Source organism: Arthrobacter sp. lap29, assembly GCF_032458965.1.
In the GTDB taxonomy this organism is placed as follows: domain Bacteria; phylum Actinomycetota; class Actinomycetes; order Actinomycetales; family Micrococcaceae; genus Specibacter; species Specibacter psychrochitiniphilus.
Genome location: NZ_JAUCEK010000007.1, coordinates 14,791 through 40,722 on the forward strand (window position 1 = coordinate 14,791; position 25,932 = coordinate 40,722).

Annotated in this window: 25 protein-coding genes and 1 riboswitch; of the genes, 11 read left to right on the forward strand and 14 right to left on the reverse strand. The window is 60.2% G+C overall.

All coding sequences use genetic code 11. The features are described 5' to 3' along the window. The first annotated feature begins 7 nt into the window (after positions 1-7). The 3 genes from RY113_RS12660 to sucB are packed head-to-tail and all read left to right on the forward strand — an operon-like array spanning position 8 to position 3,951. Positions 8-1,165 (forward strand): glycerate kinase, encoded by a 1,158-nt coding sequence (locus tag RY113_RS12660; protein ID WP_315914845.1) that lies wholly within the window; start codon positions 8-10, stop codon positions 1,163-1,165. Continuing rightward, positions 1,158-2,549 carry an allantoinase AllB gene (allB, locus tag RY113_RS12665; protein WP_315914846.1) on the forward strand — a complete coding sequence of 464 codons (1,392 nt, stop codon included), beginning with the start codon at positions 1,158-1,160 and terminating at the stop codon, positions 2,547-2,549. Before RY113_RS12660 ends, allB begins: the two co-directional genes overlap by 8 nt. Then, positions 2,542-3,951 carry a 2-oxoglutarate dehydrogenase, E2 component, dihydrolipoamide succinyltransferase gene (gene sucB, locus RY113_RS12670; protein ID WP_315914847.1) on the forward strand — a complete coding sequence of 470 codons (1,410 nt, stop codon included), beginning with the start codon at positions 2,542-2,544 and terminating at the stop codon, positions 3,949-3,951. The genes allB and sucB overlap by 8 nt, the downstream gene beginning before the upstream one ends. A 159-nt stretch (positions 3,952-4,110) precedes the next feature. Here the strand turns inward: sucB and RY113_RS12675 are convergent, their stop codons facing one another. From RY113_RS12675 to RY113_RS12685, 3 genes are read right to left on the reverse strand one after another with little or no spacing between them, the layout of a single operon-like run. Then, positions 4,111-4,914, reverse strand: a complete 804-nt coding sequence (locus RY113_RS12675) for an SDR family oxidoreductase (RefSeq protein ID WP_315914848.1) — start codon at positions 4,912-4,914, stop codon at positions 4,111-4,113. A gap of 12 nt (positions 4,915-4,926) precedes the next feature. Then, the gene (locus RY113_RS12680; RefSeq protein ID WP_315914849.1) at positions 4,927-5,466 is read right to left on the reverse strand and encodes a MarR family winged helix-turn-helix transcriptional regulator; all 540 of its coding nucleotides are present in this window, start codon (positions 5,464-5,466) and stop codon (positions 4,927-4,929) included. Beyond that, positions 5,459-6,202 carry an SDR family NAD(P)-dependent oxidoreductase gene (locus RY113_RS12685; protein WP_179442354.1) on the reverse strand — a complete coding sequence of 248 codons (744 nt, stop codon included), beginning with the start codon at positions 6,200-6,202 and terminating at the stop codon, positions 5,459-5,461. The genes RY113_RS12680 and RY113_RS12685 overlap by 8 nt, the downstream gene beginning before the upstream one ends. Positions 6,203-6,459: 257 nt before the next feature. Between RY113_RS12685 and RY113_RS12690 the strand changes: the two genes are divergently transcribed. Together RY113_RS12690 and RY113_RS12695 are read left to right on the forward strand one after the other, a co-directional pair. Then, positions 6,460-7,314, forward strand: a complete 855-nt coding sequence (locus RY113_RS12690) for an HAD-IIB family hydrolase (RefSeq protein WP_315914850.1) — start codon at positions 6,460-6,462, stop codon at positions 7,312-7,314. 45 nt (positions 7,315-7,359) lie between these two features. Beyond that, a complete protein-coding gene (locus RY113_RS12695; RefSeq protein ID WP_315914851.1) occupies positions 7,360-7,818 on the forward strand; it encodes a hypothetical protein in 459 nt (152 codons plus the stop codon). A 102-nt stretch (positions 7,819-7,920) separates the two neighbouring features. Here RY113_RS12695 and RY113_RS12700 read toward each other — a convergent pair whose 3' ends face one another. From RY113_RS12700 to RY113_RS12715, 4 genes are all read right to left on the reverse strand, one after another. After that, positions 7,921-9,225, reverse strand: a complete 1,305-nt coding sequence (locus tag RY113_RS12700; RefSeq protein WP_315914852.1) for an LLM class flavin-dependent oxidoreductase — start codon at positions 9,223-9,225, stop codon at positions 7,921-7,923. 35 nt (positions 9,226-9,260) lie between these two features. Then, entirely contained in the window at positions 9,261-10,025 is a 765-nt protein-coding gene (locus tag RY113_RS12705) for a 3-oxoacyl-ACP reductase (protein ID WP_315914853.1), read from the reverse strand. 75 nt (positions 10,026-10,100) lie between these two features. Then, positions 10,101-10,194: riboswitch (TPP riboswitch) on the reverse strand. 82 nt (positions 10,195-10,276) lie between these two features. Next, positions 10,277-10,756 carry a hypothetical protein gene (locus tag RY113_RS12710; RefSeq protein ID WP_179442352.1) on the reverse strand — a complete coding sequence of 160 codons (480 nt, stop codon included), beginning with the start codon at positions 10,754-10,756 and terminating at the stop codon, positions 10,277-10,279. 131 nt (positions 10,757-10,887) lie between these two features. Then, on the reverse strand, positions 10,888-11,451 hold the full coding sequence (locus RY113_RS12715) for a ferritin-like domain-containing protein (protein WP_110107126.1): 564 nt from the start codon (positions 11,449-11,451) through the stop codon (positions 10,888-10,890). A gap of 433 nt (positions 11,452-11,884) precedes the next feature. Here RY113_RS12715 and RY113_RS12720 point away from each other — a divergent pair, with 433 nt between their 5' ends. The 3 genes from RY113_RS12720 to RY113_RS12730 all read left to right on the forward strand — a co-directional run bounded on the left by RY113_RS12720 (position 11,885) and on the right by RY113_RS12730 (position 13,072). Next, entirely contained in the window at positions 11,885-12,154 is a 270-nt protein-coding gene (locus RY113_RS12720) for a GlsB/YeaQ/YmgE family stress response membrane protein (protein ID WP_110107127.1), read from the forward strand. A 51-nt stretch (positions 12,155-12,205) separates the two neighbouring features. Beyond that, positions 12,206-12,700 (forward strand): pyridoxamine 5'-phosphate oxidase family protein, encoded by a 495-nt coding sequence (locus RY113_RS12725; RefSeq protein WP_315914854.1) that lies wholly within the window; start codon positions 12,206-12,208, stop codon positions 12,698-12,700. A gap of 87 nt (positions 12,701-12,787) precedes the next feature. Next, a complete protein-coding gene (locus RY113_RS12730; RefSeq protein WP_315914855.1) occupies positions 12,788-13,072 on the forward strand; it encodes a YtxH domain-containing protein in 285 nt (94 codons plus the stop codon). Between the two features lie 99 nt (positions 13,073-13,171). On the opposite strand, the gene purU is transcribed toward RY113_RS12730, so the two are convergent. Genes purU through glyA form a run of 7 tightly spaced genes read right to left on the reverse strand, consistent with a single transcriptional unit; the run spans position 13,172 to position 22,057 of the window. Next, positions 13,172-14,128 carry a formyltetrahydrofolate deformylase gene (purU, locus tag RY113_RS12735; protein WP_315914856.1) on the reverse strand — a complete coding sequence of 319 codons (957 nt, stop codon included), beginning with the start codon at positions 14,126-14,128 and terminating at the stop codon, positions 13,172-13,174. 3 nt (positions 14,129-14,131) lie between these two features. Further along, entirely contained in the window at positions 14,132-15,505 is a 1,374-nt protein-coding gene (locus RY113_RS12740; protein ID WP_315914857.1) for an L-serine ammonia-lyase, read from the reverse strand. Beyond that, on the reverse strand, positions 15,496-16,134 hold the full coding sequence (locus tag RY113_RS12745; protein ID WP_315914858.1) for a sarcosine oxidase subunit gamma family protein: 639 nt from the start codon (positions 16,132-16,134) through the stop codon (positions 15,496-15,498). The genes RY113_RS12740 and RY113_RS12745 overlap by 10 nt, the downstream gene beginning before the upstream one ends. Further along, positions 16,127-19,099, reverse strand: a complete 2,973-nt coding sequence (locus RY113_RS12750) for a sarcosine oxidase subunit alpha family protein (RefSeq protein ID WP_315914859.1) — start codon at positions 19,097-19,099, stop codon at positions 16,127-16,129. The genes RY113_RS12745 and RY113_RS12750 overlap by 8 nt, the downstream gene beginning before the upstream one ends. A 2-nt stretch (positions 19,100-19,101) precedes the next feature. After that, positions 19,102-19,467, reverse strand: coding sequence for a sarcosine oxidase subunit delta (locus RY113_RS12755; protein WP_315914860.1), 366 nt, complete (start codon positions 19,465-19,467; stop codon positions 19,102-19,104). 47 nt (positions 19,468-19,514) lie between these two features. Then, positions 19,515-20,735: a sarcosine oxidase subunit beta family protein gene (locus RY113_RS12760; RefSeq protein WP_315914861.1), complete on the reverse strand. Its 1,221-nt coding sequence runs from the start codon at positions 20,733-20,735 to the stop codon at positions 19,515-19,517. After that, on the reverse strand, positions 20,732-22,057 hold the full coding sequence (gene glyA / locus RY113_RS12765; protein WP_315914862.1) for a serine hydroxymethyltransferase: 1,326 nt from the start codon (positions 22,055-22,057) through the stop codon (positions 20,732-20,734). Before glyA ends, RY113_RS12760 begins: the two co-directional genes overlap by 4 nt. Before the next feature lie 239 nt (positions 22,058-22,296). On the opposite strand from glyA, the gene RY113_RS12770 reads away from it, so the two are divergent. The 3 genes from RY113_RS12770 (at position 22,297) to RY113_RS12780 (ending at position 25,928) form a co-directional block, all read left to right on the forward strand. After that, entirely contained in the window at positions 22,297-23,673 is a 1,377-nt protein-coding gene (locus tag RY113_RS12770) for an MFS transporter (protein ID WP_315914863.1), read from the forward strand. 70 nt (positions 23,674-23,743) lie between these two features. Beyond that, positions 23,744-25,000 (forward strand): aminopeptidase P family protein, encoded by a 1,257-nt coding sequence (locus tag RY113_RS12775; RefSeq protein ID WP_315914864.1) that lies wholly within the window; start codon positions 23,744-23,746, stop codon positions 24,998-25,000. A 118-nt stretch (positions 25,001-25,118) separates the two neighbouring features. Further along, complete coding sequence (locus RY113_RS12780; protein WP_315914865.1) at positions 25,119-25,928, forward strand: IclR family transcriptional regulator; 810 nt, start codon at positions 25,119-25,121, stop codon at positions 25,926-25,928. Positions 25,929-25,932: the final 4 nt, after the last annotated feature.

A 25,932-nucleotide genomic window follows, 5' to 3' on the forward strand; every position in this document is an offset into this window, starting at 1 on the left:
AGCAACCATGCGCGTCATCCTCGCCCCCGACAAGTTCAAGGGTTCCGTTTCCGCCCCTGAGGCTGCTCGGTTCCTGGCCGAAGGCCTGCGTTCAGTTGACCCTGGCCTGGACATTGTCCTGATGCCAGTGGCCGACGGCGGCGACGGCACCATTGACGCCGTCACAGCCTCAGGTTTCACCCGGGTCGTTGAGAGAGTTCAAGGACCCACCGGCGAATCAGTTCAGGCTGACTTCGCTGTCCGCGGAACGGTAGCCGTCATTGAGATGGCTGCCGCCTCCGGGCTGGCTGTCCTGCACAACGGCACGCCCTCACCCCTGCTGGCCAGTACGTACGGTACCGGCCAGCTGGTGAAGGCGGCCCTGGACCGGGGCTGCACCGAGATTGTCCTAGGTGTTGGCGGCAGCGCCACCACCGACGGTGGGGCCGGCATGCTTGCCGCGCTCGGCGCCACCTTCAAGGACTCCGCCGGGCGGCATCTGCCACCCGGCGGAGGGGCCTTGGCCACGGTGACCAACATTGAGCTGGGCGGATTGGATCGCCGCCTCGGCGGGGTGCAGTTCACGCTCGCCAGCGATGTGGATAACCCGCTACTGGGCCCCGATGGGGCCGCGGCCGTCTTTGCACCCCAAAAGGGTGCCTCAGAGGCACATGTGGCACATTTGGAAACTGCCCTGGAGCGTTACTTCCGCGTCATGGCCAATGCCTTGGGCACTGCCGCCGTAGATGCCATTGACGCCCCCGGTTCCGGTGCGGCTGGTGGCACCGGCTATGCGGCACTTGCCGTGCTCTCAGCCAAGCGCCGGCCCGGTATTGACGTGGTCCTGGAGCTGACAGGCCTGGCCGATAAGATTGGCACAGCAGATCTGGTCATCACGGGTGAAGGCAGCCTGGATGAGCAAAGCCTGTTCGGCAAGGCACCCATGGGAGTTGCCACAGCGGCACGCGCCGCAGGTATTCCCGTGGTAGCCGTGTGCGGACGGACCACCCTCACCCCCGAGGTTTTGCATGGGGCCGGATTCGCCCACTGCTACGCCCTGACAGATCTAAATGCCGACACGGAGCACTGCATGAAAAATGCGGGCGCCCTGCTGACACAAATTGGTGCCACGATTGGCGCCCGGCTTGCCACAAGAGGCAAGGAAGAGGAGAACTCGTATGTCTAATCCTGCAGGAAGCCACGAGACCGCGGATCTGTATGATCTCGTCATTCGTGGCAAGCGGGTGCTCACCACCGCCGGCATTGCCGCCCGCGAAGTGGGTGTCCGCAACGGCGTCGTCATAGCGTTGGAACCCTTGGGCAACGCGCTGCGCGGCCATACGGAAATTGATTTGGCTGATGATGAGACCCTCATCCCGGGCCTCGTGGACAGCCACGTGCACGTCAACGAGCCCGGCCGCACGGACTGGGAAGGCTTTGCCTCCGCAACCCGTGCCGCCGCAGCCGGTGGTGTCACCACCATCATTGACATGCCACTGAACTCCATCCCCGCCACCGTCAACGTTGACGCCCTGGAACTCAAGCGCAGCGTTGCGCTGGACCAGGCTTTTGTTGACGTGGGCTTCTGGGGCGGGGCCATCCCCGGCAACAAGGCCGATCTGCGCCCGCTGCATGACAACGGCGTTTTCGGCTTCAAATGCTTCCTGCTGCATTCAGGTGTGGACGAGTTCCCGCCGTTGGATCCAGATGAGATGGAAGAGGACATGCGGGAGCTCACTAACTATGACGCTCTGATGCTGGTCCACGCCGAGGATTCACGCACCATTGACCGTGCCCCCACAGCCCAAGGGGACCAGTACGGCAAGTTCCTGGCTTCGCGTCCCCGCGGCGCAGAGAACCTGGCCATTGCCGAGGTCATTGAACGGGCCCGCTGGACCGGTGCCCGAGCGCATATTCTGCACCTGAGCTCCTCCGACGCACTGCCCATGATTGCCAGCGCCCGCCGTGACGGTGTGAAGCTTACTGTGGAGACGTGCCCGCACTACCTCACGTTGATGGCCGAGGAAATCCCCGACGGCGCCACCTCCTACAAGTGCTGCCCGCCCATCCGCGAAGCCTCCAACCGGGAAAAGCTGTGGCAGGGACTCCGCGACGGTGTCATTGACTGCATTGTCTCTGACCACTCCCCCAGCACCCTTGACTTGAAGGACCTGGAAAACGGAGACTTCGCCGTTGCCTGGGGCGGTGTTTCCTCCCTCCAGCTGGGACTGTCACTGATCTGGACCGAGGCCCGCCACCGCGGCATCACCTTGGAGCAAGTGATCCACTGGATGTCCACGGCCCCGGCGGACCTCGTCGGTCTGCACAAGAAGGGCAAGCTTGCCCCCGGTTACGACGCCGACTTTGCCATCTTCGCCGCCGACGACGCCTTCATTGTTGACGTCACGAAGCTCAAGCACAAGAACCCCATCACCCCTTACGATGGCCGCGCCCTCTCCGGCGTGGTCCGGCGCACCTTCCTGCGCGGCCATGAACTCGATGGCATCACCCCCACCGGCAAGCTGCTGCGCCGCGGTGAAATCACAGTAGAACGGGCCACGAATGTCTGAGCCCTTGCTGTTGCCGGCACTCGGCGAGAGCGTCACCGAGGGAACGGTGACCCGCTGGCTCAAATCCGTTGGTGACCCTGTTGCCATCGATGAGCCACTGCTGGAAGTCTCCACCGACAAGGTAGATACAGAGATCCCCTCACCCTTCGAAGGAATCCTGCACAGCATCCTGGTCCAGGAGGACCAAACGGCAGAAGTTGGCGCAACACTGGCCATCATCGCGCCTGCAGACTCGGTGCCTGCGGCTGCGGCGGTACCTGTTGCTGCGGCACCTGCGGAGGCGGACCAGCATTTTCCGGCGACTTCCCGGCCGGCGGCCGTGGACGGCCTTGCGGCCTCCTTGACGTCGCCTACAAAAATGCCGGCTCCACCGCCGCTGGCCGTCCCTGTCGAAACCCCGGCTCCGCCGGTGGTTCAGGCTGTGGCTCAAACTAGCGCCGCCGACGTATCCGCAGGTTACGTCACTCCGCTGGTGCGCAAGCTTGCCCGCCAGCATGGGATTGACTTGTCCACGCTCACCGGCACCGGTGTTGGCGGGCGTATCCGCGGTGCTGATGTGAAGGATGCGGCAGCTGCCCAGGCTCCCGCCGCACCGGCAACGTCGGCACCCGTGGCAAGTCCCGCCGTCGTGCCTGTCCCTGCTGTCCCGGCAACGGCACCCGCAGCCGCGTCAGCAACGCTGCGTGGAACCACGGTGAAAGCGTCACGGATCCGTGCGGTCATTGCCAAGCGCATGCGTGAATCATTGGATACGGCCACGCAGCTGACGCAGGTGCATGAGGTGGATGTGAGTAACATTGTGCGTTTGCGCGGCCGGGCCAAGGCTTCCTTCGCTGCGGCGCACGGGGTGAACCTGACGTACCTTCCGTTCATCGCTTTGGCGGTGGCGGAGGCGCTGAAGACCTTCCCCATGCTCAACGCCTCCTTTGATGAGGCTGCCGGGACCATCAGTTACCACGACGCCGAGCACCTCGCCTTCGCGGTGGACGCCCCCAAGGGTCTGCTGGTTCCTGTGGTGCGGGGCGCCGGGGAGATGAATCTGGCCGGACTAGCCGCGGGCATTGCCGACGTGGCGTCGCGGACGCGTGACGGTTCCATCAAGGCCGATGAGTTGTCCGGGGGAACGTTCTCCATCACCAACATCGGCTCGGTGGGTGCACTCTTTGACACTCCCATCATCAATGCCCCGCAGGTGGGTATTCTCGGTGTGGGCGCCATTGTCAAGCGCCCCGTAGTGGTTACCGGACCGGACGGGGATGATGTACTGGCCATCCGCCACATGATGTACCTGTGCCTGACCTACGATCACAGGATTGTGGACGGCGCAGACGCCGGACGCTTCATGAGCCATGTGCGGGCACGGCTTGGCGCTGGCGCCTTTGAATCTGAACTGGGTTTGTAACCGGTTCGTTGAGACCCGGCGTGCCCAGCCACGCCGACGCCTTGGACTGCACCGCCACGTGGTCCGGGCAAAATAAAGGAGTCGCAGCAATGATGCTGCGGCTCCTTTATTTTTTTATTACAGAGCTAAGTTCCAGAGAGTCCGGACTCTCTGCGGGGCTTAGACCCAGATGTTGTCCCCGCGCAGCGAGGCATCGGCGCCGCCGTCAGTGTAAATGGTCTGACCCGTGGTGTGAGTGTTTTCCTCGCTCGTGAGCCACGCCAGCAGGCGGGAGATGACAACCGCTTCCGAGTGGTAGTTCAGCGGCATGGGCACGTGGGAATCCACCATGGCGCGGCCTTCCTCGGTGGCCAGCAGCTGGGTTGTCATGGGAGAAATAACGGTTCCGGGTGCCACGGCATTCAACGGGATACCGGCTCCGGCCCAGGTGGGGGTGATGCTTTCGCGGCGTACCCAGCGGCTCAAGGCGCGCTTGCTGGAGGGGTAGTTCAGGTAGCCGGCTTCGGGGCCCTGCTCAGCCAGTGCTGTGCCCACGGCCACCGCGGCGGCCTCGTCGCCGGAAAGCAGCGCGTCCACCAGTTCAGGTGAGTTGGCCTGCAGTGATGCCATGGAGCTGACGACGGCGGCACGCGGGCTGGCGCTCTTGGCCAGTTCCGGCGCGAGCAATTCCAGGAATTCGGTGACGCCGAAGTAGTTCACGCTCACGGTGAGCGGGATGGGTGCGGAGATTCCAGCGCAAGCGATGATGGCGTCGATCTTGCCACCGGCTGCGGCCAGGGCGTTCGCGGCAGCTTCCTTACGGCCGGCTGAAGTGCTGAGGTCTGCTTCTACATCGGCGCCGCGCAGGTCCACGCCCACCACGGTGGCACCGCGGTCACGCAGGAGGTTGGCGGTGGCCAGGCCAATACCGGATCCGGCACCGGTGACAATGTAGTTGCGGGAAGTTTCAGTTGCGTTAGTCATTATTTGCACTCCTCATGTTGTGATGTTGCGTGTTGTGGTGTTGCGCTCCGATGAACCGGAGGATGTCTTGTTCTGAAATTGTGCTGCCAGCGCCATGGTTGAGCGTTCCAGTTTTTGCAAGGATCGCAACAACTCATCGCGTTCAGTCGGGCTCCAGCCGTGGAGCAGGTCATCAACTAGTCCACTTCCTGCCCGGACAAAGGTGCTGGCCACCTGATAACCAGACTCTGTCAGGGCAAACTGGTGAGCCCTGGCGTCGTCCGGATCAGAGATTTTTTTGGCTAGGCCGGCAGCCATGAGCCGCTGGGCGATCTTGCTGACGTTCGAGGGCCCGGTGACCATGTTGCGGGAAAGCAGGGAGGGCCGTTGTGGTCCTTGGGTTGAGAGCATGGTGACCATTTTTATGGCCCCAGGATCCAACTCAACCCCTTCCCTGGCAACTACGCCAGTCAGAAAGTCCGGGGCTGACCATTCGCTGATGATGCGCGTGAGCGCTTCTATCAGAGCTGCCCTGTCCTCATCTCCGGGCGTGTGGCCTGCGCCATTAGGCATTTGTACCACCATCTACTGGCAGCACCACGCCCGTCACGAAGCTAGACTCTTCCGAGAGTAGCCAAACTACTGCGTTGGCGATTTCTTCAGGCTTACCGAGGCGGTGCATGGGGACTTCAGCGGCGTAGCCAGCCTTGGCCTCTTCCGGGAGCTCGGCCAGGGATGCCGTTTCAATTGCTCCGGGGGCCACTGCGTTGACCCGGATCCCCTGTTGGGCGTTTTCAAGAGCAGCGCTGCGGGTCAGGCTGATTACGCCGTGCTTGGCCGCACCGTAGGGCGTGAGCTGAGGCGTGGCGCGGATCCCGGCAATTGAGGCGATGTTGACAATGTTGCCACCGCCATTGGCCCGGAAGTGTGAGATCTCAGCCTGCATGGACAAGAACGTGCCGCGCAGGGTGACGTTGATGGTTCGGTCCCACTCAGGCAAGGTAAGGTCCTGCAGCTCCTTGGGCATGGATCCAATGCCGGCATTGTTTACTGCCAAGTGGAGTCCACCAAAAGTTTCCACCGCAAATTCTACGAGTGCGGTGACGTCCTCGGGAGAGCTGACATCGGCACGCTGGTAGGCGGCGTTGCCACCGGCTTCTACGATGAGCGCAACAGTTGCCGCACCGGCCTCGTCATTGACATCCGAGACAACAACAGCTGCCCCTTCGGCTGCCAAACGCTGAGCAATGGCACGGCCAATCCCGGCGCCGGAAGCGGTGACAAGAGCTACTTTGCTTTCGAAAAACATGATTTCTCCTTTTTCTCAACCAATTATTTACTGTCCTAAAGACAGCATACTCCTTTTTACTGTCTTTTCGACAGCAAATTTTTAAGTTGTTCCTGGATCTGCATGAGGGCCCGCACGCGCCAGGCGTGAGGGCCCTCATGATGTGGCTCTTTTATTGGCTAGTACTCTCCGAGCGCCACCATGGCCACCTCGCAAAGGATAGCTAACCGGTGCTGTTCTAGAGGCAACTGAAGCTAGCACGGGTAGACTCCCTCATCATGAGCCTCGAGAGTCCTGCCAGCACCAAGACCATTCAGGCCGTCTTCCTTGACGTGGACGGTACCTACGCAGATTATGGGGTTGTCCCAGCCGCGCATGAACAGGCCGTCAAGGATGCAAGGGCGGCCGGACATAAGGTCCTTATCTGCACGGGACGGCCTCTGCCAATGCTCCCCCCAAGTATCCTTGGCGCCGGATTCGACGGCGTGGTGGCAAGCGCCGGCGCGTACCTTGACGTTGGCGGTGAGGTACTCATTGATCGACGCTTTTGCGCTGACCTCGCAGCTCGTGCCCTCGCAGTATTGGACGCACACAACGCGGTTTACATCCTCGAGGCGCAAGACGCCATTTATGTCTGCGCTGCAGCCGAAGCCCGGCTCCGGGCACACATCGAAGCGCACTTTGCCAACGCACCGGCGCAGCTGAGCAAAGGTTCCGCCTCCATCTTGGACAAGCTTGTCCCGTTGGCTGATCTTAGTTCCGTGGTATTCGCCAAGATCTCCGTCTTTTCCTCCCCTGCGCCCATGACGGAACTTGTGGCCCAGATCGGTGCTGGCATTGACGTGGTGGAAAATTCCATCGCCGCAGAGGGGCTCCACGCCGGGGAATTATTCCAAGCTGGAATCAGTAAGGCTGACGGCGTTGCTGCCGCCATTGCGTACCTTGGTATCACGCGAGAAAACACCATCGCTTTTGGTGATGGGCACAACGATCTGGAAATGCTCGCTTTCGCAGGGCTCGGCGTTGCCATCGAGGGATCCCCTGCAGAATTGTTGACTATTGCAGATGCCACCGCCCCACCTCCACGTAAAAACGGTATCGCCACAGCTTTTGCCTTGCTCGGACTGAACTAATCTAAGCCAGTCCAGAACCAATCTAAGCCAGTCCAGTGTGCCGGGTTGCCCGGCCCACCGCGGACGGAAGCCAGCGCGTTGCGGCTGCTTCCTGCCTTTCTGGCACGCATCATTGAATCACAGCCGCTGTTCTGGCCCGGAGAGCATCTCATCCAAGCCCCAACCACTCGAAAGTTCACTATCAGCGCCTCACTCCTGAGCCACGCAAACAAGGTTCGAGTCATCGATTCTCAGGGTAAGGATTTGGCGCAGGGCTCCCCCACTCTCAGTGCTGAGGCACTAAAACACTCACTCGGGGCAGAGATACCCTGCGGTGAGTACAAGTCCCTGTACTGCAAGACGGGCACCCTCTATAGGATCGTCACCATGAGCAATACCGCTCAGTTCTCCCACCCCAAATCCGTGCGTTTAGCCCTTCTCTTAGCTGCCTCGGCCACGTCCTTAGCTCTGACTGGCTGCGGGTTCGCCAGTGGCCCCTCACACCAGAGCAAACGAGCTTCATGACGTCATCTCTGATGCGGGGGTATGAAAATGCAACCCAGGGAGGACGGTTTCATTGTTCCCGCCCAGGGTCAGAAAGCCGGAAATTCCACGGACGGTACGGGTTCACGGAATTTGGTGACGCGCGGGCCGTGCCAGGCCCAGGTTTTCACGCAGCGTACTTCCTTCATAGGACGTACGGAACAGCCCGCGTTCCTGCAGGATCGGAACCACCAAGTCAACAAAGTCCCGCAGTGAATCGGGGTACGCGGGGCACATCAGGTTGAATCCATCGCACGCCCCAGATTCAAACCAGGCCACCATTTCATCCGCCACCTCGGTGGGGGTGCCAATCATGGTGGCATGGCCTCCCCCGGCGGCCAGAAAACCCAGCAATTCGCGCAGTGTGGGCTGCTTGGTCTCGATAATGCGTGCCACGGTGAGGTACCGGCCTTGGGGGCCGGTAAAGGTGGAAGCTGGCGCCAAGGGCGCCACCAAATCATCCAGCCCATGAGTACGGTAATCCATGCCCGTGAAAATATTGAGCTGAGTGATGGCCGCGTCAATGTCCAAGTAGGCATCCAGCGCCCGTTTCTTCGCCAAGGCCTCTTCACGGCTTGCGCCCACATATGTCACAAGACCCGGGAGCACAGGAACCTGCGTCCCAGCACGGCCTGCAGCGTATAGGCGCCTTCTGATGTCTGTGGCGAACTCAAGTGCGGAGTCCTGATCCCAAGACACCGAGTAAATAGCTTCGGCAAATTGAGCAGCAAAGTCCCGCCCAGCCTCGGAGGAACCGGCTTGAAAGAGCACCGGGCGCCCCTGCGGAGAACGCGGCACGTTCAGTGGCCCAGCCACCTGGAAGTACTTGCCAACATGGTTAATGGGCTGGATCTGCTCCGGATCAAGGAACATTCCCTTCTCCCGGTCTCTTGGCAATGCCTCATCCGCCCAAGAGTCCCACAGTTGCCCTAGCACCCGCACAAATTCATTGGCCCGTTCATAACGTTCCGCGTGAGAGGGCAGGGCCGCAAAACCATGGTTTTGCGCCTCGGCATCAAACATGGAAGTCACAATGTTCGCACCCACCCGGCCCCCGCTGATGTGATCCAGTGATGCCAGCATGCGTGCTGCGTGAAAGGGCGTGTAGAAACTTGAGGAGACCGTGGTGACCAGGCCAATGTGCGTTGTGGCCCGGGCCATGGCGCTCAACGCCGTAATCGGCTCAAAAAGCCCGGGTACCCCGGCAGAATACTGGCGGTTGACGGCATGCCCGTCGGCGAAGAAAACCGCGTCAAGACAACCGGTTTCGGCCAGCTGGGCTAGTTCCTCGAAATACTGTATTTGCCCAACCCGGGCTGCACTGGACTCAGGATGCCGCCAGCCCATGGTGTGGTGTCCAGCCCCGAAAAGGAACGCGTTGATGTGCATCGCCCGAATTTTGGGGCAGGAGAGCGTTTCCATCCTTAGTTCATGACCAATCCGCCGTCGACTACAAGGTTCTGCCCCGTGACGGCTCGGGACCAGGGTGAGGCGAAGAATAGTGCTGCGTCAGCAAATTCCGCCGGGGTAGTCACCTTACGCAGTGGGGTACCACCGGCAATAAGCTCAAAGACTTCCTCTGGGGTGGCCGCTGAGGCGTCAGTGGTGCGCAGCAATCCCCCGGAGACCATGTTCACGCGAATATTGGACGGGCCTAGATCGGCAGCAAAGGTCCGGGTCAGTGCCAGCAACGCCGCTTTGGCGGAGGTGTAGTCGTGGTAGGGCACTACCGGGTTTTGAAACAGGTTGGTGCCGATGTTGATGATGGAGCCCCACCCGGCAAGAGCCATGCCAGGAAGCGCCGCCTGAATCGTGTTAAGCGCACCTCCCACAACACCGGAAAACTGTGCCGTGAACTCACCGTATTCAATGGCATGGGCTTTGGAACGGCCGTCCCCGTTGAAGGAAAAATCAGGCAAGGCATTGTTGATCACGGTGGTAATGGGTGCAGAGAAATACTCCGCAGCAGCTGCCACCATGTCCTGTACCTCTTGGGTGGTGGTGACATCTGCCCGCAGCGCAATAGCTTGCTCGGGACCGATTTCGGCGGCGAGCCTCTGGGCTGATTCCTCGCTGTTGCGGTAATTCAGCACCACTTTGGCGCCTTCCCGGGCAAAGGAACGTGCCACATCCGAGCCTAGGCCTCGGCCGGCTCCAGTGATCAGTACAATTTGGTCCTTGATTTGCATCGCGTGCACCCTTCAGTAGTTCGAAAGGATGCCAGGATTGCTCGAATACGCCACCTCAAGGGCTACGAATCGTCATTGCTGCAGGACCGGCATCCCTTCGCTCGGATTATCGAGATCAGGTTCAACGGGTCTAGCTCTCAGCCGCCAAGCGGCACCCCGTGTCGTGTCCACCGCCCAAGCTACCACGGTTACAACTCCGGGGCGCATCTGGGTCACAGGCTTTAGGCTTTAGGCTTTACGCTGTGGGCGGGTCACCCCTTGGCGGGGTCGACGTCCTCCACGTACGTTTTTCCATCTGCTCCCGTTTTGATCAGGTAATCATTACCGGCTTGTTCCACGGCGTTTTCCCCTGCTTGAACAGCGCGGTCAGTGGCGGGTTCGTCAATGGCGGAACGTTCCGCATCCCCAAGAATAGCGCCCAGACCTTGGGAGTCTTGGGTTGGTTCTCCGGGCGGAATCACTTCCCCATGTCCACGGGCGTCAGGTGCCTCGCTGACGGCGGTCTGACTCATGTCCGCGAAGGTTTGCTGGCCTTGGTGAGACCAACTGACGTGGACGGATGCCGAGCCGTCATCCGGTGTTTTCACCACCGTTTCGATGGCGTTTTCCGGTGCCCCCATTGCCTGCAGCTTCTGCTGGTAAGAGCCCACCAATTCTTTCAGGGATTCGGGCGTCCAATCGCCATCCTGGAGTCGGATGGAGATTTCTACTGGTTCAGCACTGTAATTCATTATTTCTCCTGGCAGTTGGGCAGATAGTGATTTGTTTAGACAGGGCATTGCTGGTCATGAAAGTAAGCGCGGCAACGCTTCCTTCGCGCGCTCACGGCCGGCGCACTCACGCCGGGAGTTAGGATCAGCAACTAGACGCTTCCAGGGGGCAGGTAGGGCGGAACCTCAATCACAGCATGGCCGGCACCGTTTGCACCATCTTGGTCTCTGGCATCCGCCTGGGCCAGAGTGTCCGCGGCTGCCCTCAGTTTTTCAAGGGCTAGCTGCTCCCGTGAGTAGTTTTGACTCAAGAGTGGGACTGCTTCGGTGACGTCCAGGGATTTTGCTTGTAGGAGGAGAGACTCGTACACGGCCACCTCATGGTGCTGGCTTTCCAGAGCACCGGCAACAACAACAGCGTCTACGAGTGTGTTGTCAGTTTTGGCCATAAAGGATTTCAATTCTTTGGCGAGCCCCTTGGTAGTGGGCGAGGGATGCTGGCTGTTTTCCTTACCCATCAATGCCAGGCACTGTTCCAGATTCTCAATGTTCAGCCGGGTTTCTTGGGCATGTTCGTCAAAGAACTCGGTGAGAACACTGCGCATCGCTGACTTTGACAACTCTTCCATCAAATCCAAAGAATCGTGTTCCATGGTCAGCGCAGTTCCAAGCTTGTAGCAAAAAATCTCATCAAGTGTTGTGAATCGTTCAAACATAGCGTTTCCTCCACAATCGTTTTGGCACGTAGTGAAACAAGTCTTCTTGCTGCGTCAGTTCTAGGACGCCCTCCTCGTTTCTAGACTCTAACCACCCAGTCAACAAATATCCAAGATCTTCCTGAGGCAATAGCCGCGAAAATTCAGCGTTATCCGTATGGATATCTCCGTTGGGACGGCTCCTTGCAGGAACCCCGGCAGGAATCAATGTCACTGCTTTCCAGCAACGCTCAGGGCCGGCCTTCCAGCGCAAATTTACGTATCTTGGCGTGCATTTAGTCCAAGAATGTGGTTAGGGTAGATGAGTCGATCCCGTTGGATCGATGGCAAAAACTCGAAATGCGTGCAGTAGTGATGCACTGAGAGCAGTGCATGGAGACCGTTCTCAATTACGCCATACGAGTAAAGACTTTCTTGCACTTTAGGAGTAACCATGGGTTTCATCGGATGGATTATCTTGGGTCTAATTGTCGGCGCCATTGTTAAGGCAGTTCTGCCAGGACGGGTTAACGGCGGTTGGATCACCAGCCTTGTATTGGGTGTGGTTGGCGCCATTGTTGGAGGATGGATCGGAGACCTTCTCTTCGGCGGCGGAAAAATGGAATTTTGGAGCCTAGGCTCGTGGCTCCTAGCCATTGTTGGCGGCCTGGTTGTTGCGGGCGTCTACGGAGCCATCACCGGCCGCAACAAGTCAGCAGCCTAGCCAGAGCAGCGTGCTAACCAAAGCAGCGTCCACTTCAGGAGGAATGTCCCCATGTTAACGAACGAAGATTCAGCAACCGAAGACCTCAACAAAGTCCTGACGATCATCAATTCGCACCGCATTTGCATGTTCACTACCCAAGGCCCTGACGGCTTGCTAAGTCATCCAATGACGGTTGCCAAGGTCGAGGACGGCGGTGAACTGTGGTTTCTCAGCTCTGCTGGCACCTCCCCTGTTGAACAGGCGCAGCTGGCACCAGAGGTTAACCTTTCCTTCGCGGGAAAAGACCAGTGGCTCTCACTTCACGGACAAGCCGCAGTGATCACCAGTGAAGCGAAAGCGCGGGAATTGTGGAATCCGGCAGCCGCTGCTTTCTACCCGGATGGCCCCGAGTCCAAGGAATTGGTCTTGATCCGGGTGCGCCCCGATGGTGCTCAATATTGGGAATCTCCCGGCGGCGTCTTGGCCACTGTGTTCAAGTGGGCCAAGGCACGCATCAGCGGGGAAAGAATTGATGCAGGAGAAAGCGGCACTGTGGATCTCTGAGCGGTAGATCTCTGAAAGGGTGCTTGCTTTCTTCACGAGCGCAATTTTTCCCTAAAAGAGAGCCAAAACAGGACGGATGGAGTACGTATGAAAGCTAAGTTGACGTTCATTGCAGGCCTTGGCGCTGGATATATTCTAGGAAGTAGGGCCGGGAGGGCTCACTACGATCAACTGAAATCCTCGGTGCAAAAGCTCTGGAATAGAGATGAAGTGCAGGGCACCGTGGCGAGTGTTCAAGAGAGCGTGAAAGCCCAAGCTGGCGAAGCTGTGAACAAGCTGGTTCACCAGGTTCTCCCAGCCAGGGAATCCGTTGCCGAAAATTCCGATGCGTTCCGAGATGCCGGACTCCACAGTGGACGCGGCAGAGGCTAAGCACCGCGGACCAGGTTGACCACTTTGCCAACTGCGAAGAGTTGGTGCTTGAGATGCGGGCACGCATCTCAAGCACCACACCCCTGAGCGCAGCACCAGTCAGCGCAGCACAACGGTCCGGTTACCGTGAAGAATAACGCGACCTTCACAATGCCACTGGACTGCGTTACTCAATGCCTTGCACTCGGTGTCCCTACCCGCCGCCACAAGATCATCGGGTCCGAAGGTGTGGTCAACTTCCACAATTTGTTGGGAAATGATGGGCCCTTCATCGAGCTCGCTGTTGACGTAGTGGGCAGTGGCCCCCACCGTTTTCACTCCCCGGGCGTAAGCCTGGTGGTAGGGTTTGGCGCCCTTGAAACTGGGCAGAAATGAGTGGTGGATATTGATGGCGCGCCCGTCCAGCTTCCGGGTCAAATCATCACTGAGCACCTGCATATAGCGGGCCAACACCACCAGCTCAACGTCCAGTTCATCTACCAATTCCAGTAACCGGGCCTCAGCAGCCGGCTTAGTCGCGGCGGAGATGGGGACATGGAAAAACGGTATGCCATGCCATTGCGCCAACCGCTCATGGTCCAAGTGGTTGGAGACCACAGCAACAATATCCACAGGCAGTTCCCCTGTCCTGGTCCTGAACAGCAAGTCATTGAGGCAGTGCTCAAACTTTGAGACCATGATCAACACCCGCCTTTTGGCGCCGTGGGGACGCAGTTGCCAGCGCATGCCCGCCTCTTGTGCCAGCGGCTGGAACTGCTCCCGCAGCATCGTCTCTGACTCGGCTCCGCCGGGCGCTTCAAAATGGATGCGCATGAAGAAGTGCCCCTTGGGTTCACCTTGGTGACCGCTGGCCCCCACAGCGCCTTGGTCAAGATGCCTACGGTCACTAAATTGCAGGTTGTCAATAATGTCCGCCCCGCGCTCCAGCAGGAATCCCGAGACGGTATGGACAAGCCCGGTGCTATCCGGGCAATCCAAGGTCAGGACGTACTGGCTGGACCGCTCCCCCGCTTCAGCACTGAACCATTGACCGGTTTTATGGTGTGTGGTGGTCATGGCTCAGCACTCAATCACGTTCACGGCCAGGCCCCCGCGGGAGGTTTCCTTGTACTTGCTCATCATGTCGGCACCTGTCTGACGCATCGTTTCGATCGCTTTGTCCAATGAAACTTTCTGGCTGCCGTCACCGTGCGTGGCTAAGCGCGCGGCATTGATTGCTTTGACACTGGCTATCGCGTTGCGTTCAATGCAGGGGATCTGCACTAGCCCGCCCACGGGATCGCACGTCAGGCCCAGGTTGTGCTCGATCCCGATTTCCGCCGCGTTCTCGGTTTGAACCGGGGTGCCACCCAAAGCTTCGCACAGTGCACCTGCCGCCATGGAACACGCGGAGCCCACCTCGCCTTGGCAGCCCACCTCGGCCCCAGAGATGGAGGCGTTGAGCTTGAAAAGAATGCCAATGGCGGCAGCTGTCAACAGGAACCGCACCACCCCGTCCTCATTGGCCCCGGGCACAAACTTCATGTAATAGTGCAACACCGCTGGGATGATGCCGGCCGCCCCATTAGTGGGTGCTGTGACAATCCGTCCGCCCGCCGCGTTCTCCTCATTGACGGCGAGCGCAAACAGATTGACCCATTCCATGGCGCGCAGCGGATCATCCGCGTTGCTGGGCTTTTTCAACGTGCGTAACAGTCCGGGTGCCCGGCGGGTCACTTTCAACCCGCCGGGCAGGATGCCATCCGCAGCACAGCCATTGTCAACGCAGTCCTGCATAACAGCCCAGATGTTCAGCAGCTTCTCCCGCAGCTGCGCCTCGGTGTGCCAGACCATCTCATTGGTCATCATGACCTCTGAAATACTCATACCCTCCCGGGCACAGATGGCCAGCAGCTCATCCGCTGTGGCGAAGGGGTGGGGCAGAACAGTGGTGTCTGTGACCACCCTATCCACGCCTACGGCTTCCTCATCCACCACAAAACCGCCTCCCACTGAGTAGTAGGTACGTTCGCGGACAACGGCGCCGTGATGGTTGGTGGCTTGAAATGTCATGCCGTTGGGGTGTGCCGGCAGCGACTTGCGCCGGTGCAGCAGGACATCGTCTGCAAAATTGAAGTCAACGCGGTGGGTTCCGCCCAGCATGAGCCGTGCTTCCAGTGCCGCCTCGGCCACCTGGTCATCCGCTGTGGCGGTGTCCACGGTTTCCGGGTCCTGGCCCTGCAAACCCAAAACCACTGCCTTGTCCGATCCATGGCCGCGCCCGGTGGCTCCCAAAGAGCCGAAGAGCTGGGTCTGCACACGTACGACGTCGACCAGCTCGCCGTCGTGCGCCAGCCCATCGGCAAAACGTTTAGCCGCCCGCATGGGGCCCACCGTGTGGGAGGACGAGGGCCCAATGCCCACAGTGAACAGGTCCAAGACACTCAGGGCCATGGTGTTTCCTCGCCTGCGAATTCGCTCATGGCATCCAGGAGCCAGCGGCCCAGATAATCGGCGAAGGAAGCCCTCGGGAAAAGCTGGAAGCCCTCATCGGCATTCTTGAACAACACCGTGGGAATTTTGCTGATTTCCGTGGTGATGGCTGTTCCGGTGGCGAAGGAGCGTGGGTGCAGGTCCGCAGCGCAGCTCTTCTCCAGCACCTCCCGCGCGCTGGGTCCGGCCAGTTCAAAGGTGGTGCGGTTACTGGAAAGGTCAATGACCTGCCCTGCGCCGTCACCCAAGGCCTCCACCAGTGACGCGGCAAGGGCGCCTGAGCCGGGTTCGCCGTCGTCCGGGGCAATGAGCAGGAATTCATCCGGGCCCAGCCAGAGGACCGACGAGCCGGCGGAACCCTGGGTGACGTTCCCGCATTTAAACGGCAGTCCGCCCGTGAGTTCCCCAATCCGGGTGCCGGCCTCTGAGAGCGGGTCCACACGGATGCCGATCATGCGTTGGAAGGGAACCTCACGAAGGGTGACCCCGCGCTCTCCCGCTACTGAACCAACAGTGAAGTCTGTCCACAGGTGGTGTGCGGGGCTGCGTCGGCGTGCCAATACTTCTGTGTTCTGTGCTGTGTTACCCATCTCGGCGCTTCCCTTCGGCATCAAAAAGTACTGTTTCTCCAACAACTACATCCACTAGCTCCGTCCCGACGGCGGCCACTAGGCGTTCACCGATCCGGTTGCGTCCGTTCTTGATCATGGCCAGAGCAAAGGAACGTCCCAAGGCTGCACTGTGGTAGCTGGAGGTGACGAATCCCTGCATCGGCACCGGACCGTAAGCCGGGTTTACGGTGATCCCGGCTTCCACCAGCTGTGTACCCTCCGGCAACCGGATGGTGCCGTCCACCGGCAGCACGCTGACCATGTGCTTGCGGTCCGCCCGGAGCGCATCGTTGCGCTGGTAGGAGCGCCTGCCAATGAAGTCCTTGACCTTGGAAACCACCCAATCCATGCCGGCATCCTGTGGGGTGACGGTGCCATCCGTGTCTTGGCCGACGATCGGGTAGCCCTTTTCGGCACGCAGCACGTGCATGGTTTCGGTGCCGTACGGAGTGATGTTGTACTCCGCTCCGGCGTCCGTCACTGCCTCCCACACTGACAGTCCATACCAGGACGGGATGTTGATCTCGTAGGCGAGTTCCCCGGAGAAGGAGATTCGGCAGACTCTGGCGGGAATGCCGGAGGCCAGCACCGTCTCGCGGAAAGTCATGAACGGGAAGGCCTCATTGGCTAGGTCAAGCTCCGGTGCCACCGTGGCCAGCACGGCGCGGGACTTGGGGCCTACTACGGCGATGGTGCTCCACTGCTCTGTCACGGAGGTGAACGTGACATCCAATTCAGGCCACTCGGTCTGCTGCCACTCCTCCAACCAGTCCAGGACCTTGGCTGCGCCGCCGGTGGTGGTGGTCATGAAGTAGCGGTCTTGATCCAGGCGCAGGGTCACGCCGTCGTCGAAGATCATGCCGTCTGGGGTGCACATGACTCCGTAACGGGCCGATCCGGGAGCCAGCTTCTTGAACGCGTTGGTGTAGATGCGGTTCAAAAATTCCCCGGCGTCTTTGCCACGGATCTCAATCTTGCCCAGGGTGCTGGCATCCATATAGCCCACTGATTCGCGAGTGGCGGCGCATTCGCGCAGCACAGCAGCGTCCATGTCCTCACCGTCCTGCGGGTAGAACCAGGGGCGCTTCCACTGGCCAACATCTTCGAACAGGGCGCCGTGGTCCTCGTGCCACGGGTGCATGGAGGTGCGCCGTGCGGCGTCAAAGAGTTCCCCGCGCTGGCGCCCTGCCAGGGCCACGAATGGTACGGGGGTGAAGGGCGCACGGTAGGTGGTGGTGCCGATCGAGCCGATATCCGGATCCACTACGGTCCCCTGCTGGCGGAATGCTGCGGCGATCACGCCAATGGCGTTCACCCCGGAGGTCTTGCCCTGGTCATTGGCGGTACTGATGGAGGTGTAGCGCTTGATGTGTTCTACGCTGCGCAACCCGGCACCGGTGGAACGCCACACATCAGCCACGGACTGATCGCGCTGGAAGTCCACAAAGTGGTGGTGCCAGTCCGACGCCGTCCCTTGTGTTCCGCCCACCAGCCAGAGTGCGCGAGTGGGACCCGTGGGCTGCGCCGGGCGGGCCGGACGGGCTGCTGCGGCGGTGGCGGCAGCAACGGTCTCAGACGTGGCATAGCCGGCATTCACGGCAGCCACGGCACCAGCTGTGGCACCTTCTGCCACTGCGTCAGTTAGGGCGTAGCTGCCACGGCAGGCTCCTACGTTCTGCTGGTTTTTTACCACGGTGGGGGGCACGAACCCGGCCAATTCAGCATCCCAACGCACCTTGCCCTGAGCCTGGCTGTGCAGGTGCACCACGGGGGACCAACCTCCGGAGACAGCGAGTAAGTCAGTCTCAATTTTCTCGGTCTCGCCCACAGGGCTGCCGTCGGCATCAATCGTGGAGACAGTGACGGAGTTGAGCCGGCCCTGGGAATCGGCTGCGGTGTTGACTATTGCACTTCCGGTGATGACATGAACGTCTTCGCTGAGCGCGGCGGCTGTAGCAAGCGCCGAGAACTGTGGGCGAGCATCCACCACGGCGGCTACCTCAATGCCCGCTTCGAGCAGGTCAGCAGCGAGCTGGTAGGCGCTGTCATTGGTGGTGCCAATAACTACACGGGAGCCTGCAGCCACGCCATAGCGGTTGAGGTAACTGCGGGCAGCCGAGGCGAGCATGATGCCTGGGCGGTCATTGTTTTCGAACACGATGGGGCGTTCGTGGGCGCCGGTGGCCAGAACCACCTGCTTGGCACGAATGTGCCAAATCCGCTGGCGGGAGACACCGGGGGCTGGCGCCGCCTCAAGGTGGTCGGTGCGGTTCTGCGCGGCAATCAGAAAGTTGCTGTCATAGGAGCCAAAAACAGTGGTGCGGTGCAGTACCGTGCACTCTGGGGCGCCTGCCAGTTCGGCAGCAATACCAGCAACCCAGTCAAGGGCGGGACGGCCTTCAATGAGTTCCTCACGGCCGGAGAGTAAGTCTCCGCCCAATTCGGGCTGGTCATCGATGAGCATAACGCGGGCGCCTGTCCGGGCGGCATTCCGGGCGGCAGCAAGCCCTGCAGGTCCGCCACCGATCACCACCACGTCAGCGTGGACGTACTTCTTGTCATATAGCGCCTCGTCCTCAGTGGGATCGAGCTTGCCGAGCCCGGAAAGGAGCTCCACGTTGAGCCCCTGAACCAGTGACACTGCCGTGGCCGGCAGCATGGACTCCGCTGCGTGGCCGGGGAAGCGGCCGGAGACTTTGATGAGGGCATTGGATTCCTCCACGCCTGCCGAGAGAATACCGCGGGGGCGGTCCTCGTACAGCGAGTTACCGGCGGCCAAGCGGCCGTTGGCGATCATGGCGGAGGCAACAGTGTCACCCGGGTGTCCGGTGAGTGTTGCGCCGTCCACGGTGAAGGTCAACGTGGTGCTGCGGTCGATTCGTCCGCCGCGTGCGAGCCGGTTCGGCTGCTGGTCCTTCTGATCCTGCTGGTTCTGGGTGGTCATCTCTATGCTCCTTCCAATGCTGTGGTGGGCCCGGCCTGGGCCGGGGCCAGCTGCTGGGGCTGCCCCGGGTGATTCGACGTGGCAATGCGTTCAAGGTTCTCTGGCCGCAGTTCACCGATCCGGTAAACAGCCTTCACCTCGTAGCTGACGGTGTCGCGGACCATGTTGAACCATTTGCGGCAGCCGGCGCTGTGTACCCACCGTTCGGCAAACAGCCCCTTGGTGTTTTCTCGGTAGAACAAGTACTCGGCCCATTCCCGGTCTGAGAGTTCGGCAGGGTTTTCGGGATAGGCCACGTGGGCCTGGCCGCCGTAGTGGAATTCGGTTTCGTTGCGGGCCCCGCAGTTGGGGCAGGAAAACAACAACATCTGGTGATCCTTCGTCTCTGGTGGGGCCGGTCTCTGGTGGGGCCGGTTTAGTGGGCCACGGCGGCGGCGCCGTGCTCGTCAATGAGTGCACCTGTTTCAAAGCGCTCCATGGCAAAGGGCTTGTTCAGTGCGTGCGCAGACCCGGTGGCGATGGTGTGTGCAAACGTTAACCCGGCGGCGGGTGTGCCTTTGAAACCGCCGGTTCCCCAACCGCAATTCACAAACATATTCTCCACCGGGGTGGTGCCTACAATGGGTGAGGCGTCCATGGTGGTGTCCACGATCCCACCCCACGTACGCAGTACGTGGGCTCTGGCAAAGATGGGGAAAAGCTCCACGGCTGCGGCCATCTGTTCCTCGATCACGTGGAAGGAGCCGCGCTGGCCGTACCCGTTGTAGGAGTCCACGCCGGCGCCCATGACAAGTTCACCCTTGTGAGCCTGGGAGACGTAGACGTGTACGTGATTGGACATGACCACCGTGGGATGTACTGGTTCGTGCAGTTCTGAGACCAGAGCCTGCAGCGGGTGTGACTGGATAGGAATGCGGAAACCTGCCATCTCCGCTAGCACCGAGGTGTGCCCGGCTGCGCAGAGCCCCACCTTTTCGGTGCTGATGGTTCCGCGAGTCGTTTTGACTCCGGTGACCTTATTCCCGTCCTTAATGAATCCGGTGACCTCACAGTTCTGGATGATGTCAACGCCGAGCTCATCGCACTTGCGGGCAAAGGCCCAGGCCACGTGGTCATGCTTGGCGATTCCGGCCCGTGGCTGGTACGTGGCACCCATGACGGGGTAGCGGATATTGTCATTGATGTTCAGGATGGGGCACAATTCCTTGACCTGCTTCGGGTCCAGCCATTCTGCGTCCACACCGTTGAGCTGGTTCGCGCCTACGCGGCGCATGCTTTCACGCACGTCACCAAGGGTGTGGGCCAGGTTCATGACGCCGCGCTGGCTAAACAGGAAGTCGTACTCGAGTTCCTCGGGCAGGATCTCCCACAATTTCAGGGAGTGCTCGTAGATCGCTGCGCTTTCATCCCAAAGGTAGTTGGAACGGATAATGGTGGTGTTACGCGCCATGTTCCCGCCGGCCAGCCACCCCTTTTCCAAGATGGCGATGTTGGTCATGCCGTGGTTTTTGGCCAGGAAGTAGGCGGTGGCCAGCCCGTGCCCGCCGCCGCCAACAATGACTGCGTCATAGGACTTCTTGGGGTCCGGATTACGCCACAAAAATTCCGGGTGCTCGGGCAGTTGTGCGGTGCTCACAGGCTTTCTCCGTTCTGGGTGTTTCCGGCGGCAGGCGAAACGCCGGTGCCGTTCAGCGAGGGGTAAAGCGGGAACTTCTCGGCCAAGACGGTCACCCGATCACGCAACAGCACGGCAGATTCTTCGCTAAGCTCGCCCTTGATGGCCTCAGCAATGATGTCAGCCACCTCGGTGAACTCGGCTGCCCCGAAACCGCGGGTGGCCAGCGCCGGGGTACCAATGCGCAAACCTGAGGAGACCATGGGCGGGCGGGGATCGAAGGGGACGGCGTTGCGGTTGACGGTGATGCCAATCCTATGAAGCCGGTCTTCTCCCTGTTGGCCGTCCAGCGCAGAGTTGCGCAGGTCCACCAAAACCAGGTGCACGTCCGTGCCGCCGCCAACTACGGAAATGCCGTGCTCGGCAACGTCCGGTGCCAGTAGCCGCTCGGCCAGAATCTTCGCACCGTCAAGGGTGCGCTGTTGACGCTCTTTGAATCCTTCCGAAGCGGCAATTTTGAACGAGACCGCCTTTGCGGCGATCACGTGCTCCAGCGGCCCGCCCTGCTGGCCGGGGAACACTGCACTGTTGATTTTGCGTGCCAGTTCGGCCTTACTGAGGATCACGCCACCACGTGGTCCGCCCAGAGTTTTGTGCGTGGTGGTGGTGACAACGTCGGCGTACGGCACCGGGTTCGGGTGCAGTCCGGCCGCAACCAGACCGGCGAAGTGTGCCATGTCCACCATGAGGTAGGCGCCCACCAGATCGGCGATGCGGCGGAACGCAGCAAAGTCCAGGTGGCCTGTGTAGGCGGACCAGCCTGCAACAATCAGTTTGGGCCGGTGTTCTAAAGTCAGCGCCTCCACCTCTGCCATATCTACCTTCATGTCCGATTCGTTCACGTGGTACGGGACCACGTTGTACAACTTCCCAGAGAAGTTAATGCGCATGCCATGAGTGAGGTGGCCTCCGTGGGCCAGATCCAAGCCCAGAATGGTATCTCCCGGATCCAGCAGTGCAAACATGGCGGCCGCGTTAGCCTGGGCCCCGGAGTGCGGCTGGACGTTGGCCGCTTCGGCACCGAATAAGGCCTTGACCCGGTCAATGGCGAGCTGCTCAATGACGTCAACGTGTTCACAACCACCGTAGTATCGCTTGCCCGGGAGGCCTTCTGCGTACTTGTTGGTCAGCACCGAACCCTGTGCGCTCATCACTGCCTGCGGGGCAAAGTTCTCCGAGGCGATCATCTCCAGCGTTGATTGCTGGCGTTGGAGTTCGGCGGCGATGGCTGCGTCAACTTCGCTGTCAACAGCTGCCAGGGAACCTTCAAGGATGGACGTCATCGTAATTCCTTCATCTAGTCGCTTTCAGTGCAACTCAGTTGCAATGAATGAAACAATAGGGCCAAATGTGACGTAGGTCAATAGATCGCGACTCGTGGCACCACTTACCCACCGAGTTCTCTTAGATCGAATTAATAAACATCAACATCCATAAAAAGCGTTGACAGTGACTCAACTCACTCATAGTCTGGTGCAACAGCGTTGCGTAAGACGCAACCCCAAACTTTTTGGTGGATTCCATGACAAACAGCAAATCCCCTGTTTCTGCAAGGACGGCAACGTTGCCAAGTTCAGACGGAAACCTCAGCTTGAGTGGCCAGCCCCGTCCCAATGACGGCAGCGGGCCCGACAAGAAGACCTTGCAAAAAGTTGTTGCCGCCAGCTTCATCGGCAACTTTGTTGAATGGTTTGACTATGCCGTGTACGGCTATTTGGCAGTCACCATTTCCCACGTATTCTTCCCCGAGGCAGACAGCCAGACGGCACTGTTGCTCACCTTTGGCCTCTTCGCCATCTCCTTCTTTGTCCGCCCCCTCGGCGGTTTTATCTGGGGGCATATTGGCGACCGGGTTGGCCGTAAGAACGCCCTCTCCCTCTCAATCCTGATCATGTCTGCCGCAACCTTCGCCATTGCACTCATCCCGGACTACAACATCATCGGCATTTGGGCGCCGATCCTGCTGCTGATCATCCGCGTAGTACAGGGCTTCTCAGCTGCCGGCGAATATGCTGGTGCCTCCGCATTCTTGGTGGAGTACGCACCGCCGAACCGCCGTGGCCTTTACGCCGCTGTTGTGCCGGCCAGTACGGCCACCGGCCTCCTGCTGGGTTCGCTGATCGCCCTGTTGCTCTCCGTGAGCATGTCACCAGACCAGCTGACCTCCTGGGGCTGGCGCCTGCCGTTCCTGCTAGCAGCTCCGATGGGCTTGATTGGGCGGTACATTCGCGTCAAGCTGGAGGACACCCCCGCGTTCCTCGCCTTGGAGAAGGAAGACGAAGCCATCAAGGCCCCCGTCATGTCCATGTTCCGCGATCACTGGCGGACCCTCCTGATCGCCGTCGGCGCCGTGGTCCTGAACGCCGTCGGCTTCTACGTCATCCTCAGCTACATGCCCACTTATCTTCATGATGTGATTGGACTGGACGCTTCCCTCTCCTTCCTAGCCACCACGGTTGCCCTCGCCACCTACATTGGCTTCATCTTCCTCACCGGCCTGGCCTCGGACCGGTTTGGTCGCAAGCGCGTGCTGATCACGGCTTCGATCCTGTTTGTGGTTCTGACTGTCCCGGCATTCATGCTCTTGTCCACAGGCAACTTCGTGGTGATTCTGCTAGTCCAGATCCTTCTTGGCGCCATGCTGACCCTCAATGACGGCACCCTGCCAAGCTTCTTGGCAGAGCTGTTCCCCACCAAGGTTCGCTACACCGGATTCGCCGTGAGCTTCAATCTCTCCAACGCGCTCTTTGGCGGCACGGCATTGTTTGTTTCAACGCTGCTGATCAACGTCACCGGCTCACACATTGCACCGGGCTGGTACCTGATGGGGGCAGCTGTGGTGTCCCTGATCGCCGTTTCGCTGGCCAAGGAATCCTCCAAGGAACCCCTGCTGAAGTAAGCGTCACAGCAACCTCACATCACACTTTTCACGTCCAATTTTTCATCCGCAATTGATTCAAGGAGCAACAATGAGCATCAGCCTCTCCAACAACGCCACTTCCGTCTCCGAACTGGAGCGTTTGAAGGTCCTGCACAACGGCACCAAGGTGCCGTTGACCTTCTCGGACGCCGAACTGGAGCGCCGCATTGCCGGTCTGCGCGAGATCATGGAGGCGAAGGATCTGGACGCTGTTCTCCTGACCAGCTACCACTCCATCAAGTACTACTCCGACTTCCTGTTCACGTACTTTGGCCGCTCCTACGCCATGATCATCACCGCCAATGACACCGTCACCGTGACCGCCAACATCGACGCCGGCATGCCCTGGCGCCGCAGCTACGGCGAGAACGTGGTGTACACGGATTGGCGCCGAGACAACTTCATCTTTGCCATCCAGGAATCGCTGCGTACCCGCGGGGTCTCCGTACGCCGCCTCGGCGTTGAGGATGACACCTTGCCGTTGGATAACCGCAACAAGATCCAGGCCGCGTTCCCCGGCGCAACACTGGTGGACGTTGCTCAGGCAGCCATGCGCCAGCGCATGATCAAGTCTGCTGAAGAAATCGAAGTCATCAAGCACAGCGCCCGCATTGGTGATTTGGGTGGAGAAGCAATCCGCAACGCCATCAAGGTTGGTATCTCCGAATACGAGGTGGCGTTGATCGGCACCGAGGCCATGGTGCATGAGATTGCCAAGACCTTCCCCGACTCGGAAATCCGCGATACCTGGGTGTGGTTCCAGTCAGGCATCAACACGGATGGCGCACACAACTGGGCCACCACCCGCAAACTCCAAGAGCATGACATCCTCTCACTGAACTGCTTCCCCATGACCAGCGGCTACTACACAGCATTGGAGCGCACCCTGTTCTTGGGTGAACCCGACGCCCGCTCGCTGGAACTGTGGAACGTCAACGTTGAGGTCCACCGCCGCGGTTTGGAACTGATCAAGCCCGGTGCCGTGTGCAAGGACATTGCTGCCGAGCTCAACGAGATCTACATTGACCGCGGCCTGCTCGCCAACCGCACCTTCGGCTACGGCCACTCCTTCGGGGTCCTCTCCCATTACTACGGCCGCGAAGCCGGGCTGGAACTGCGCGAGGACATTGACACAGTCCTGGAACCGGGCATGGTGGTCTCCATGGAGCCCATGATCACCGTCATGGACGGTCAGCCCGGAGCTGGCGGTTACCGTGAGCACGACATCTTGGTAGTGGGCGAGGACGGTGCGGAGAACATCACCAAGTTCGGCTTTGGCCCGGAGCGCAACATCATCGACGTATAACGAGGGAAAGGTTCGCAGTGCCGTGGCGCCCCGGCGGGTGCCACGGCACTGTGTTTTTGAACCGCGTTGACCCGCGTTGACCCGCTGTGAACCGTTTTGAGCGGTTCCATAAGGAAAGATGGTCTCCATGAGCACTCCAACAGCTAAGTCCGACGCCGGCAACGGCACCCCCGATGCGCGCGGCACGTCCGTGATTGAAAATGCCATCGCTGTGCTGCGCTGCTTTTCCGCTGCCGAACCGCTGCTGGGAGTCACCGAGATCGCCCAAAGGGTTGGCATGCACAAGAGCACGGTCTCTCGAATCCTTGCCGCCTTGGAACAGGAAGAGCTGGTTGAACGGGGATCAGATAACCGGCGCTACAAGCTGGGTCTGGGTCTGATCGCCGTGGCCGGGCCGCTCCTGGCGGAACTGGATGAACGCCGCGTGGCCTACCCCATGCTCCAGGCCTTGACCGAGCGCACAGGGGAAACCAGTGCTCTGATGGTGTGGAACGGGCGCGAATCCATGTGTGTGGAACAAATCCCCAGCACCCAGCAGGTCAAGCACACCGCACCCTTAGGCGCCCGGTACAGTGACGCAATGAGCGCCTCTGTCCAAGTATTTTTGGCTCTGGAGCCGGAAGAACGGGTACGGGAACTGATAATTAACGGCACCATTCGCTTCGCTGGTTTAGATGAAGCCGGGCTGGAGGCCTACGCAGTCCGGCTCGGAGACGCAGCAAAACGCGGATATGCCACCAACTATGGGGAGTCGGCCTTGGACGAGGTGGGTGTGGCCGCCCCCGTCTTTGACCACCGCGGTCATCTGGTGGCCGCCGTACTCATCCCCGCGCCACGGTTCCGCGTCTCCCCCGAACAATTGGCAAATTTGGGCGAGGCCGCCAAAAAGTGCGCCCGCGCGATCACCTTGCGGCTGGGTGGCTCCTGAGCGG